The sequence below is a fragment of the Rhodospirillales bacterium genome, from assembly GCA_016872535.1.
Lineage (GTDB): Bacteria > Pseudomonadota > Alphaproteobacteria > Rhodospirillales > 2-12-FULL-67-15 > 2-12-FULL-67-15.
The window spans coordinates 1-12,557 of sequence record VGZQ01000085.1 but is presented as its reverse complement, the minus strand read 5'-3'; the positions used below and the strand labels follow the sequence as shown (position 1 = coordinate 12,557).

Below are 12,557 nucleotides of genomic sequence, written 5' to 3'. Positions count from 1 at the left end.
CTCATCAACGCGTCGTCCGACGCGGCGTCCGCCGAAACCGACATGGCGATCGCCGTGTTCAAGCTGCTCTCGGCCATGGGCCGGCTCGGCATCGAAGCCGTGGTTTCTCCGTCCGCCCCGCCCGCCCAGCCCGCGCCGCCGCCGGCGGTGCCGGTGACGCCGGTGACGCCCACCCAGCGCGGCGAGCGCGCGCCCGAACTCGAAGCACCCCAGGAAGCGGCGAAAGAAACCGCGAAGCCCTCACCCCAACCCTCTCCCGCTCTCGCGGGAGAGGGAGGGACCCGCGCCAGCGGGGGGGTGAGGGAACCGCCACCCGCGCCCGAGGTTCCCGCGCGCGTGGCCGAAGCGCCCGCCAAACCGAAAATGCCGAAAACCAAGGAAGCGAAGGCCCCGGATACGAAAGTCCCGGATACAAAAGTCCCGGATACGAAAGTCCAAGACACAAAGGTCGCCGCCGCCGCGTCGGCTGCCGACGCTTCGCCCGTCGTCGAGGGCGGGCCTGGTCCCACGCTCTATCTGGTCGAGAAATCCGCTCTGCGCGCCGGGACCTCGTTCCTCGCTCCGGCGGTTCGCCCCCTCGACAAGTGCGCGCCGGTCCAGTTCGTCCGAAGCCGGGACGATTGGGTTTTCGTCCGGTCTCTGGCCGCCGAAGGGTGGGTCTACGGGTACTTGGTGACCAAGGACCCGACCGCCTGCGCGCAGCAACGCGCCGCCGCCAACTGACGGAATCGCGCACCCGCCCCCCTGGATTCCGGCCGAAGTTGGCGTACCCGAGATCAGGTTCCAACACGCACCTAATTTTGGCCGGATTGCCGGATGGGTTTCCGCGCGTCGCGCTTCTTTAGGATTCCTTAACCAAGCACGGTTAAAAATCGGTATAATTACGCACTAAATCGTTAACGGAGGCGTGCCCATGACCGACGGTGGTCCGGGGGTCGAGAACATGGAACTCGCCCAAGCCGCAGCATCGGCCGCGCCGGGCGGCGCGGCGCCGGTGGGCCGCGTCGACAGCGTGATCGGGCGCGTCACCATCACCCGCGTCGACGGCACGCAGGTGACGGCCGAATCGGGCCAGCCGATCTTCTAGGGCGATCAGGTCGCCACCGCCGTCGACGGCAAACTCGGCATCGTGTTCGCCGATAACTCCTCCTTCTCGATCGGCGAGAAGGGATCTCTCACCATCGACGAGATGGTCTACGACCCGGGCGCGCAGACCGGCAAATCGGTGCTCAACGTCACGACCGGCGTGTTCAGCTTCGTCTCCGGCCAGCTCGCCAAATCGAGCCCGGACGCGATGGTGCTGAAAACCCCGACCGCGGTGATCGGCATTCGCGGCACCACCGGCATGGGCAAGGTGGGCGTCACCAGCACCTTCGCCATCGTTCCCGACGGCAGCGGCGGCGTGACCGGCGAGTTGACCATCACCACGCCCGGCGGCACCGTGGTGATGAACGTTCCGTTCCAGGCGTTGCAGATCGCATCGCCGTTCCTGCCGCCGCCTTCGCCGGTGGTGGTGCCGCCGGCGGTGCTGTCGAAGGCGTTCGGCGGGGTGACGGCGTTCTTGCCCGCGTCCGTGCAGCCGGCGGGAATTTCCGGACCGGGCGGACCCGGTGGGCCGGGCGGACCCGGTGGACCGGGTGGTCCCGGTGGACCGGGTGGGCCGGGCGGACCCGGCGGGCCGGGCGGACCTGGCGGCGCGTTGCCGCCGGCGGTTCAGCAGCAGATTCAGAATGCCGTGAACCAGGCGTTCGATCAGGCCGCCGCCCTCGGCGGCGCCGCCGGCATCGACGGCGCGCTCGCCGCGGCGATTCAAGTTTCGGCGGTGGCGGCGACGCTGGTCGCTAGTTTCGGCCCGGCCGGCCTTGGGCCCGGCGGACTCGGTGGTCCGGCCGGTCCGGCGGCGGGGAATTTCGCGGCGGCGCTCAACACGCTGGTCGGTAACGCGGTGGCCATCGGGCTTGCGGGCGCGGGCATTCCGGGCGGTCCCGGTCCCGGCTTTGCGCCGGTGCCGGTGGGTCCGGTCGGCGGCTTGCCGGGCTTCGGTCCGGGCGGCCCCGGCCCCGGCTTCGGCGGTCCGGGTTTTGGTGGGCCCGGCTTCGGCGGTCCGGGCGGACCTGGTCCCGGTTTCGGTCCGGGCGGTCCCGGATTTGGCCCCGGTTTCGGTCCGGGCTTTGGCCCCGGTTTCGGCGGTTTCATCGGCGGCGGCGTGTTCGGATTCACCGGCGGCGGGTTCGATATCTTCGGCGCCAGCAACGTGGGGTTCTTCGGCTTCGGAGACACCTCGTTCCTCGTGGCTGGCACTGGGCAAGATGCCTTTTCGATTACCACCACCTCCGAAGGGCAGACTTTCTTCAGCGGGACGCAGAACGTCGCTTTCGGCGAGGTGCTGATCGGCACCGCCGGCAGCGACACGCTCGCAACCATGACCGGCGGGCCGGGGAACACCAATTTCTACATGGGGGTTCTCGGCGGCATCGATACCGTCAACGGCGGCGGCGGCGACGTCAACCAGATCACCATCGACGGCCTCGACAACAAGATTCTCACGTTGACTATGACCGGCGCGCACGCGGGCAGCCTTGGCATCACCGAGTTTGCCACCCCGGCCAATTCCGTCGGTACCATCAACTTCACCGACGTCCAGCAGATCCTGCTCGCCGACGGCGTCATGGGCCTGTCGACGGGTTTCCAGAGCGGCAAGAGCTCGCCCAATTTCGCCACCGCCATCAACAGCTCCAATCTCTCCCTCTCGACGCCGCTGTCCACCGGCAGCGACGTGGTCGTGTTCCCGACGCTCGACGCGGGCGAAACCGGCAAGGCCTGGGTCGGCACCAGTTCGGGCGAAACCATAACCGTCACCGCCAGCGGCACCTTCGGCGGCGCGCTGGTGTTCGCCAAGGGCGGCGGCGACACCATCGACGTCCGGGCGCTCGGCACCATGCTTCTCATCGGCGGCGCGACGATAAACGACAATAGGGATACGGGAACCGACGGCATCCCGGACGAGGATGTCAACACCTTCCGCTTCGATGATTCCTCCACGTTCGGCGCGCTGATGGTCGGCACCACCCCCATCAGCACCGGCGGCATCGAGGCGGTGATCAAGGGCACGACCGGCATTCCCGGCGGCGACGCCCTGGTGCGCAACACCAACGGCACCAACGACGCCTTGCTCGCGAATTTGTGGGACGTGGGCTCGTTTGTCGGCTCGGCCGGCCCCGACAGCATCATCGTCGTCGGCGGCGGGTACCATACGCTCGACGGCTCGGACGGTAACGACTTCGTCAGTCTCTCCCTCTCCGCCAAGGTCGGCACGCTCGCGGGCGGCATCGGCGACGACACGTTCCGGGTGAACGGCTCGTCCACGATCAATACCCTCACCGGCGGGAACGGGACCAACGACACGCTTCAGTTCGGGCGCGATCTGTCGGGGAATCTGATCGGCGCGGACACCGGAAGCACCGTCGGCAACGTCACCGGGGTCGAGAACATCCGGGGCGGCAACGGCGTCGATTCGGTCACGCTCGGCGCCGGCGGCAATATCATCAACGTCGAGGGCACAATCGAAACCTTCACCGGCGGATCGGGCACGGATGTTCTCACTTTTTCCTCGGCCGGGGTAACGCTCGGCAACGTTAGCCTGATCGAGACCATCAACGGCGGTTCGGGAACCGATAGCGTCACGTTCATCGGCACCCAGGCGGTCACCATCACCGGCGGTGGGGGCGCGGATACGATCGCCCTCTCGACGGGGGTCTCGGCCGACACCGTGCGCTATACGGCGGCGACCGACGGCGCCGACCCCGGCCAAGACACCGGCCAAGACACGGTCAACAACTTCGCGTTCGGAACCGGGGCCGATGTGTTCAGCTTTTTGTCCGCGTTATTGTCCAACGGCGCCAACTCGCAGCTCCTGGCCGAGTTGACGGGCACCACCGACGCTGTCGGCGCGAACGACGTGTTCATCGCGCTCGGCGGCGCCAACTTCACCGCCACCAATACCGGCACGGCGGCGGGCGCCGCGAGCGTCATCACCGCGCTCAACACGTCGAGCCTCGCCTCCGGCGACAAGGCGATTTTCATAATGGACGACGGTACCGACAGTCACATCTGGTATTTTCAGGAAGACGGCACCACCACCGACGACGCTTCCACCAGCGAGTTAAGGAAACTTGCTACCGTGACCGGCGTCAGCGACGCGGCGAGCTTCGACAACGGCGATTTCGTCCACAGCTAACCGGGCCCGGACGGACGTTGCCGGCCCGCCGGCGCCCTTGGGCAAATCTCCCCGCGTGAACGACGACACCAACGACCTCGGCGCGCCGTTGCCCGGTTGGACGCCGTCCGCCAGCAGCCTCGCGAATGGTGCCGGGGCGACGCGCGGGGATCAGCCGATCAGCTTGTCGTAGTCGGCGTGCGAACCGATCCAGAACCGGGCGATCCCGTCCGTCGACTCGACGCCAAGCGCGCGGTGATGGAGTCCGATGCGCGCTGATCGGAAGCGGCCGATCTTCTTGAAATGAAGCGAGGGATGTCGCGGGTCGCGCTTCAAAAGATCGAAACAGCGATCGGCAAGATGTCGAAGCGACGGGGAAAGCGAACGATTTATTGACTTGTCATTCCCGCGAATGCGGGAATCCAACTTTTCAAGAATCTGGACCCCCGCTTGCGCGGGGGTGACGGTGTTTGGTCGCGGCGCCCGAGGCGCAGGTGTGCAGCGCCTTTTCGGCCAGCATGTCGAGCTTGCCGGCGCGGACATCCGATTCGATCTGGCGATCCCAAGCCGCGGCATCGAACGCCGCGAACCATGCGCGCAGAACGGAGAGATCCTCCGGCGAAAGCTGCTCGATTTGGCGCTCGATGGCCTCAACTTTGGTCATTCGACAATCCTTTGAATCAGAATCAGTATAGCGTCGTTGGGCTTCGAGGTCTATGTACGTGTAAACTAAACAAAGTCCAATGCGCGGTGGGATTCGCCACCACGACCGGATCGCCGCATGAACCCCGAAACCAACGATCTCGGCCAGCCGGTCGGCGCGCCGGTGCCCGGTTGGACGCCGCCGCCCCGGCCGCCGCGCCAGCCGATGGCGGGCGCCTGGTGCCGCTTGGAGCCGCTCGATCCCGACCGCCACGCGCAATCCCTCGATGCCGCCAACCGGCTCGATCCGTCGGGCGCGAACTGGACGTATCTCTTCTACGGTCCCTTCGCCACCTTCGACGAATACCGGGCGTGGGCGCGAAGCGCGGCGGCGGGCGACGATCCCCTGTTTTTTGCCATTATCGACAACCGCACCGGAACGGCGGTCGGCGTCGCGAGCTTTATGCGCATCGACCCGCCCAACGGGGTGATCGAGATCGGGCACCTCAATTTTGCGCCGCCGTTGCAACGCACGCCGGCGGCGACCGAGGCGGTGTCCCTGATGATGGCGCGCGCGTTCGCCTTGGGTTATCGCCGGGTCGAATGGAAGTGCGACGCCCTCAACGCGCCCTCGCGCCGGGCGGCGCTGCGGCTCGGGTTTTCGTTCGAAGGGGTGTTCCGCCAGGCGGTGGTGGTCAAGGGCCGCAACCGCGACACCGCCTGGTACGCGGTGATCGACAGGGATTGGCCCGAGCTGCGCGAGGCCCACCGGCGCTGGCTCGATCCGCTCAACTTCGATGCCGAGGGCCGCCAGTTGTCGGCGCTTTCGGCCCCGCGCGCTTTGCGCGCATAATTTCAAACCGGCTTCGCCGGCGGCCGCACCGCTCCTGAAGGCGCGCGGTTGAGGGCGGGCTCGCTACGTGCCGAGCGCCGCAGTGAGCGCGCGCGACACGTTTCCGGCGACTTTCCTTCGGTCGTCGTGCGGATGCGCTCGAGGCGGCGCGGCGCGCGGCAAGGCGCCGATCCGCTCCGCGTCGTCGGCCTCAATGGTGGCGATTTTGGCGCAACGCACCACCGATGGCGCGGGCAAGCCCGCCGCCTTAGGATCGGAAACGGGAACGTCTTCCGTCCAGCGGCGGTTGTCCGCGCTGGTGATCATGAGCACCCACAGAAGCCCGTGCGCCGCCGCCAAGTCCCCGGCGGCGACGACCAGGGCGGGGCGGTGCTGGCGCACGGGACGGTCGGTGTAGGGGAACGGAACCTTGACCACGTCCCAGGGTTTAAAGCTTGCCATAGGCCCGTCGGTCGTTCTCCGAATCCCATTCGCCGAAGGCCGCGAACGGATCGTCGGCCTGGCCGCGCGTCGCCTTGGTCAGGATGACGCGCCCGCGCGCGATGACGTAGGCGATCTCGTCGCCGGCGCGCAGGCCAAGCGCCTGCCGTACTGGCCGGGGCAGCGTCGTCTGGGCCTTGCTCGTGAGCTTGCTGGTGATCATCGTGGCTCGACTGTAAGGATATTCCTTACGTCACGGAAGCCCCGTCCTTCGCGCCGCGTTCGCCGGATATTGACAATATTTCCTAATTAGGCTATATTTCCTCGCACGATTGTTTTCGCGAAACGGGTGGAAAATGGCGGCTTTTCCCGAAACGCCTACAAATGTCTACACGTTTAGGCGTGTTTTGTGCCCGATCAACGGCTTAGGGGCATTTTGCCCGGTGCTCGGCGGTGTCAATATGATGGTTCGCGTGCGGAAGGTGGTTCGCAGGTTGCCGTGAAAGAGCTTTGGTCCCGTCTGTTCGCCAAGCCCCGGGTCGCGGCGGAGCTGATCTTCGCCTCGCTGATCGCGAGCGTGCTCGGCCTCGCCTCCGCCGTGTTCGTGATGCTGGTGCTGTCGCGCTATGTCGCCTACGGCGTGGACGCGACCCTGGCGACGCTGGCGACCGGCACCGCGTTCGCGGTGCTGTTCGAATTCGGTTTCCGCCAGGCGCGCTTTCGCATCGCCCAAGGGGTCGGCCGCGATCGCGACCAGGCCCTGGGCCACGGGGCTTTTGCCGCGCTCACCGGGGCCAAGGCGCAAAGCGCGGAGGCGATTCCCGCCGGCGCGCGGCGCGAAGCGGTGGCCGGCGCCGAAGCGGCGCAGACGGCTTATTCCGCCGCCAACCTGTGCGCGATGCTCGACGTGCCCATGGCGCTGGTGTTCCTGGGCGCCCTGTTCGTGCTCGACATCGGCGTCGCGCTGATCGCTTGTCTGTTCGCGGCCGCTCTGCTGTTTCTCTCGTGGTTGCTGCACGGCGCGCTGCGCGGCCAGACCAAGGATATCGCCGCCGCCGCCGCGCGCCGCAGCGGCCTGATCGCGGCGGCCATCGCCGGCGCCGATACGCTCCGCGCCTTCAACGGCAAGGAATACCTGCGCAAGTTCTGGCGCGCCGAAAGCGAGACCCTGGAACGCCTGCGCCGCATGATCGCCCAGCGCCAGAATCTGGCGCAATCCCTGATCCAGCTCGCGCAGGGCCTGATGACGGTCGCGGTCATCGGCTACGGCGCGATCCTGGTGGTCCGGGGCGAATTCGACGTCGGCGCCCTGATCGGGGCCAATATCCTCGCCGCGCGCACGCTGAGCCCGATCGCCCGGCTCGCCCAACTGGTCCACGAATTCGCCAAGGCCGAACAGGCGCTCGAAAGTTTGCGCGACCTCGCCCGCCTGCCGCAGGAGAAAACGCAAGGGGCCGCCCTTTCCGAATACCGGGGCGGGATCGAGTTCCGCGATTTGGGCTTCGCCTTTCCCGGCCAGCCGTCGCCGCTGTTCGAATCGTTTTCCTTGAAGCTCGATCCGGGGGCGGTGCTGGTGGTCGCGGGCGGCAACGGTTCGGGCAAGACCACGCTCGCGCGCATGATCGCGGGCCTCATTGATCCCCGGCGCGGCCAGATTCTCGCCGACGGGGTCGACGTGCAGCAGTTCGTGCCCGAATGGTGGCGCAAGCAAATCGTCTATCTGCCGCAGGAGCCGAAACTGGTCACCGGCACGTTGCGCGACAACATCGCCATGCTCGATCCGGGCATGGACGACGCCAAGCTCAACCGCCTGGTCGCCGCCGCGGGTCTGCGCAAGTTCGTCGATCAGAGTCCGGGCGGGCTGGACGCGCCCGTCCTCAACAACGGCGAAGGCCTGGCGCTCGGCATCCGCCGCCGCGTGGCGCTCGCGCGCGCGCTCGCCTCCGAAGGCCGGCTCGCCGTGCTCGACGAGCCGACCGAGGGCATGGACGCCGAGGGCGTCACCCACGTTCAGGCCGCCATGAACGACCTCAGCCGCCGGGGCGCGACCGTGATCGCCTTCACCCACGACGCCAACACGCTGCGCGGCGCGCAGGTGGTGGTGAATTTGGACGTCAAGCCGACCCCGGCGGTGCTGTGGGCGAAAACCGGAAGCGTGCCGTCGAGCGCGCAGGGCGGGGGCGCGGCATGACCGGGGCCCGGGCGATGCCCGCGCGGATCGCGGCCCTGTTCGTCGGCGACAGTGACGGCGACGACGCGGAGAAGGGCGCGCGGATGTTCGTGCGCGTGGGCGGGGCGCTGGTGGTGGTGGCGATCGGCTGGGCGGCGTTGGCGCCGCTCGACGTGGTGGCGACCGCCGACGGCGAGGTGATCCCCTCGACCCAGGTCAAAAGCATCCAGCACCTGGAGGGCGGCATCGTGCGCGAGATCCTGGTGCGCGAGGGCCAGAAGGTGGAAAAGAACCAGCCGCTGGTGGTGCTGGAACCGACCGCGGGCGAAGCCGACGTGCAGGAACTGCGCGTGCGCATGAATTCGCTTCGCGCCGAGATCGCCCGGCTCGAGGCCGAGGGCGCGGGGGCGGAGGCGCCGGCGTTTCCCGCCGATCTCGCCGCCAAGGAACCGGCCCTGGTGGCGGGCGCGGTCGAGACGTTCCGCAGCCGGCGGGCGCGGCTCGAATCCATGCTCGCCCAGGCGCGCGAGCAGATCGTCCAGCGCGAGCAGGAAATCAAGGAAATCGGTTCGCGCATCGATACCGACCGCACCGCGCTCAAGTATTCGCGCGAGCAGATCAAGATCAGCGAGGAGCTGCTCAAGGACGACCTCACCAACCGCATGCTGCACCTGAACTTGCTGAAGGAGGAAGCGGCGCTGCGCGGGCGGATCGAGGAAAATTCGGCGGCCAAGCGGCGGATCGAGGCGGCGCTGATCGAGGCGCGCGCCCGCCTCGACGGGGTGAAACGCTCGTCCGACACCGAGATCGCCGAGCTGCTCGCCGAAAAGCGCCGCTCGCTCGACGAGTTGCTGAACCGGGAGCGCAAGTTCGCCGACAGCCTCGATCGCACCGTGCTGCGCGCGCCGGCCGACGGCGTGATCAAGACCATGTACATCGCGACCGTGGGCGGCGTGGTCCGCGCGGGCGGCACCGTCGCCGATCTGGTGCCGGCGGGCGACGTGCTGGTGGTGGAGGCGAAGCTGCCGGTCCAGGACGTGGGTCACGTGCGCAGCGGCCAGACCGCGACGCTGAAGCTGGCCTCGGCGGAAGCGGTGCGCTTCGGCAACCTCGAGGGCAAGGTGGTCAACGTCAGCCCCGACGCCCTGACCACGGCGCAAGGGGGAACGTTCTACAAGGTGCGGATCGAGACCGAGCGCGACTATTTCCAGCAGCGCGCCTTGCGCTATGATCTGGTGCCGGGGGTGCGGGTGGCGTGCTCGATCCTGACCGGCCGGCGGACGGTGCTCGAATATCTGCTCGACCCGTTGATCGGCGGCGCGAACACGGCGTTCAGGGAACGGTAATATGACGACGACAACGGCAGCTTCGGACGGCTCGGCCCGCCTCGCCATCGGCTTTTCCTGCGTCGGGCATTCCTATTCGCACCTGTTCGCGCCGATTTTCTTCGTCGCGGTGCTGGCCCTCGAAAAGGATTTGGGGCTGACCCATGGCGAGGCGGTGGCGCTGATCGTCGTCGGCAGCGCGCTGTTCGGTTTCGCCGCGCCGCTCGCCGGCTGGCTTGGCGACCGCTGGAGCGCGACCAAGATGATGGTGCTGTTCTTCCTCGGCACCGGCGCCGGCATGGTGGCGACCGCGTACGCCCGCGACCCCTTCGAGATTGCGCTGGCGCTCGCCGTTACCGGCCTGTTCGCCTCGATCTACCATCCGGTCGGCGTCGCCTGGCTGGTGCGCAACGCGATCAACCGCGGCACCGCGCTCGGCCTCAACAACATGTTCGGCGCCTTCGGCCCGGCGGCGGCGGCGCTGATGGCGGGCGGGTTGATCGACGCGTTCGGTTGGCGCGCGGCGTTCCTGTGGCCGGGGTTGCTGGTGGTGCTGACCGGCGTCGCGTTCGCGGGACTGGTGGCGAAAGGCGCGATCGTGGAGTTGACCACCGACCGCAAGGTGGACGCGCCGGCCTCGCGCGAGGACATGAAGCGGGCGTTGGTGGTTCTGTTCTTCACCATTCTGTGCACCGCGCTGGTTTACCAGGCGACCCAGCCGGCGATGCCGAAGCTATTCTCGGAGCGGGTGATGGGCACCGAAGGCGGCGTGTTCGGCGTTTCGGCCCTGGTGGCGCTGGTCTACGCCCTCGCCGGCGTGTTTCAGATCGTCGCCGGCAAGATCACCGACATCTTTCCGCCCCGGCGCGTTTACACGCTCGGCTTTTTGATTCAGGCGCCGATCCTGATCCTGGTCGCGGTCGCGGACGGCTACGCGCTGGTGGCGCTCGTCTTCCTGTCCGTGGTGATCAACATCGGCACCACTACGTCGGAAAACGTGCTGTTCGCCCGTTACACGCCGGGGCGCTGGCGCAGCTTCGCGTTCGGGCTCAAGTTCATCGTCGCCCTCGGCGTGTCGGCGATCGGCGTGCGGATCGAAGGCTGGCTCTACGACTGGACCGGCGGCTTCCAGGTGCTGTTCGCGTTTCTGGCCGCGATCGTGCTGGTCGGTATGGCGGCGACCCTATTCGTGCCCGGCGAAAAGGAAGAAGCGAAACCGCTCGCCCAGCCGGCGGAGTAGGCCCGGGCCTTACGCCTCGTCGCCATAAAGACCCTTGGCGGTGGCGTCGAGGACGATGTGCCGGGGCGGTTCGCCATCGAGATAGCGGCGGAAGGCTTCCGCCAGGCCCCGTTCGAGCGTCGACGTGAAACGGGCGCTGTCGAACAAGGGCGCGGTCGGACGATTGGCGGCGAGTTTTGCCTTGAGGGCCGCGAGTTCGCCGGGCGCGCGGGCGTAGCGGCGGGCGAGGGCCAGGTAACCGGCGAGATCGTCGGCGACCAGTTCGGGCAGGCCGATGGCGGCGAGCTTGCTCGCCGATCCGAGCGAGGCGCAATGGGTGCCGCGCGCGGTGATCACCGGCACGCCAGCCCACAGGGCGTCGCTGGTGGTGACGCCGCCGTTGAACGGCATGGTATCGAGGGCGAGATCGGCGAGCGCGATGCGGGCGAGGTGCTCGGGCTTGGGTCGGCGCTCGGCGAAGATCAGCCGCGCCGGGTCGACACCGTGCGCCGCCGCCGCGCGGCGAAGGTTTTCGGCCATCGCGTCGTTACTGCGGTATTGCCACAGTACCGCTTCGGGAACTTCGCGCAGCAGGGCCATCCAGGATGCGAAAACGTCCGGCGTCAGTTTCCGGGCTTCGTTGAACGAGCAGAAAACAAACGCAGCCTCGGGCAGACCTTCGTCGGCGCGCGTGAAACGGCACTCCGCGATCCGCTCGCGATCGTGGATCACGTAACAGGGCGGCACGACGATCAGTTTTTCGGAATAGAACCGCGCGTTGGACGGCGGCACGACGATGCGGTCGGCGATCGTGTAGTCGAAGATATCGCCGCCGATCGTTCCGGCGAAGCCGAGATAATCGACGGCGATCGGTGCGGGGCGCAAAGCGGCGACGCCGAGGCGGTGACCTTCGGTGTAGCCGCCGAGATCGATCAGGATATCGACGCCGTCAGCGCGGATCCGTCCGGCGACGGTACGGTCGTCGAGGGTCCGGATGTCCACAAATGCATCCGCGTCGGTGGCGATTCTTTTTCGGATCTCGCCGCCGTCGTCGAGCCCGGCGGAATAGGCGCGGACTTCGAAGCGGGACCGGTCGTGTAGGCCGAACAAAGGCGCGATCAACTGACCGACGGCATGATCGCGAAAGTCGGCGGACAGGTAGCCGAGTACGATGCGCGCGCGGTTTTTCCGATTCTCCGGCGGCACGGCGGCAAGGCGGTGCCGCGCGTGCCGGCGAGCGAGCGCCGCGCTTCTCAGGGTCGCGACGCGAAAATTCAACTCGGGGTCGGCGGCGCGGCAGATGTTGAGGAACGGCAATTCCGCGGGGCGCGTGCCCGCCGCGATCGCGGCCCGGGTGCGGGCGTCGAGATCGGCGATCAATTGGGCGTAGTCGTCCCAGGCGCAATTGGAGAGATACAACATCGCCAAGGTCGAGGCGTTTTCGTCCATGGCCGGATCGGCGGCATGAGCGGCGCGGATGGCGGCGAAAGCTTCCTCGGAACGCCCCATGCGCCGGAGCACGGTGCCGAGGTTGGCGAGCGCGCGGGCGTGATCGGGGCGGACGGCAAGAGCGCGGCGAAAATAAGGTAATTAGGGCGAAACGTAACCAAAAAAGGCCTTCAGGAAGAGCCTGAAGGTGTTGTCGCCCCGGTGGTTGAAACGGAACTCGATTTCCTTGAGGTACATGGGGAAGTGGTACCTGGAGACGCCGC

General features: G+C 67.6%; 10 protein-coding genes. 5 read left to right on the top strand and 5 right to left on the bottom strand.

Annotation, left to right across the window (positions count from 1 at the left end):
- Positions 1-1,129 precede the first annotated feature (1,129 nt).
- A complete protein-coding gene (locus tag FJ311_13925) occupies positions 1,130-4,237 on the top strand; it encodes a calcium-binding protein (GenBank protein MBM3952536.1) in 3,108 nt (1,035 codons plus the stop codon).
- A gap of 150 nt (positions 4,238-4,387) precedes the next feature.
- On the opposite strand, the gene FJ311_13920 is transcribed toward FJ311_13925, so the two are convergent.
- Both FJ311_13920 and FJ311_13915 read right to left on the bottom strand, forming a co-directional pair.
- Positions 4,388-4,630, bottom strand: coding sequence for a hypothetical protein (locus FJ311_13920; GenBank protein MBM3952535.1), 243 nt, complete (start codon positions 4,628-4,630; stop codon positions 4,388-4,390).
- A 16-nt stretch (positions 4,631-4,646) separates the two neighbouring features.
- On the bottom strand, positions 4,647-4,880 hold the full coding sequence (locus FJ311_13915; GenBank protein MBM3952534.1) for a hypothetical protein: 234 nt from the start codon (positions 4,878-4,880) through the stop codon (positions 4,647-4,649).
- A gap of 117 nt (positions 4,881-4,997) precedes the next feature.
- On the opposite strand from FJ311_13915, the gene FJ311_13910 reads away from it, so the two are divergent.
- Positions 4,998-5,711 carry a GNAT family N-acetyltransferase gene (locus FJ311_13910; protein MBM3952533.1) on the top strand — a complete coding sequence of 238 codons (714 nt, stop codon included), beginning with the start codon at positions 4,998-5,000 and terminating at the stop codon, positions 5,709-5,711.
- A gap of 63 nt (positions 5,712-5,774) precedes the next feature.
- Here the strand turns inward: FJ311_13910 and FJ311_13905 are convergent, their stop codons facing one another.
- Complete coding sequence (locus FJ311_13905; protein MBM3952532.1) at positions 5,775-6,152, bottom strand: type II toxin-antitoxin system PemK/MazF family toxin; 378 nt, start codon at positions 6,150-6,152, stop codon at positions 5,775-5,777.
- Positions 6,139-6,354: an AbrB/MazE/SpoVT family DNA-binding domain-containing protein gene (locus tag FJ311_13900; GenBank protein ID MBM3952531.1), complete on the bottom strand. Its 216-nt coding sequence runs from the start codon at positions 6,352-6,354 to the stop codon at positions 6,139-6,141. The genes FJ311_13905 and FJ311_13900 overlap by 14 nt, the downstream gene beginning before the upstream one ends.
- 186 nt (positions 6,355-6,540) lie before the next feature.
- Between FJ311_13900 and FJ311_13895 the strand changes: the two genes are divergently transcribed.
- Genes FJ311_13895 through FJ311_13885 form a run of 3 tightly spaced genes read left to right on the top strand, consistent with a single transcriptional unit; the run spans position 6,541 to position 10,866 of the window.
- Complete coding sequence (locus FJ311_13895; protein MBM3952530.1) at positions 6,541-8,322, top strand: ATP-binding cassette domain-containing protein; 1,782 nt, start codon at positions 6,541-6,543, stop codon at positions 8,320-8,322.
- Positions 8,319-9,647 carry an HlyD family type I secretion periplasmic adaptor subunit gene (locus tag FJ311_13890; GenBank protein MBM3952529.1) on the top strand — a complete coding sequence of 443 codons (1,329 nt, stop codon included), beginning with the start codon at positions 8,319-8,321 and terminating at the stop codon, positions 9,645-9,647. Before FJ311_13895 ends, FJ311_13890 begins: the two co-directional genes overlap by 4 nt.
- 1 nt (position 9,648) lies before the next feature.
- On the top strand, positions 9,649-10,866 hold the full coding sequence (locus FJ311_13885) for an MFS transporter (GenBank protein ID MBM3952528.1): 1,218 nt from the start codon (positions 9,649-9,651) through the stop codon (positions 10,864-10,866).
- A gap of 9 nt (positions 10,867-10,875) precedes the next feature.
- On the opposite strand, the gene FJ311_13880 is transcribed toward FJ311_13885, so the two are convergent.
- Positions 10,876-12,354 carry a hypothetical protein gene (locus FJ311_13880; protein MBM3952527.1) on the bottom strand — a complete coding sequence of 493 codons (1,479 nt, stop codon included), beginning with the start codon at positions 12,352-12,354 and terminating at the stop codon, positions 10,876-10,878.
- Between the last annotated feature and the right edge of the window lie 203 nt (positions 12,355-12,557).

Coding starts and splice junctions, on each gene's coding strand:
- FJ311_13915 (MBM3952534.1), bottom strand. CDS start 4,880: ATGACCAAAGTTGAGGCCATCGAGCGCCAAATCGAGCAGCTTTCGCCG.
- FJ311_13910 (MBM3952533.1), top strand. CDS start 4,998: ATGAACCCCGAAACCAACGATCTCGGCCAGCCGGTCGGCGCGCCGGTG.
- FJ311_13905 (MBM3952532.1), bottom strand. CDS start 6,152: ATGGCAAGCTTTAAACCCTGGGACGTGGTCAAGGTTCCGTTCCCCTAC.
- FJ311_13900 (MBM3952531.1), bottom strand. CDS start 6,354: ATGATCACCAGCAAGCTCACGAGCAAGGCCCAGACGACGCTGCCCCGG.
- FJ311_13890 (MBM3952529.1), top strand. CDS start 8,319: ATGACCGGGGCCCGGGCGATGCCCGCGCGGATCGCGGCCCTGTTCGTC.
- FJ311_13885 (MBM3952528.1), top strand. CDS start 9,649: ATGACGACGACAACGGCAGCTTCGGACGGCTCGGCCCGCCTCGCCATC.
- FJ311_13880 (MBM3952527.1), bottom strand. CDS start 12,354: ATGGGGCGTTCCGAGGAAGCTTTCGCCGCCATCCGCGCCGCTCATGCC.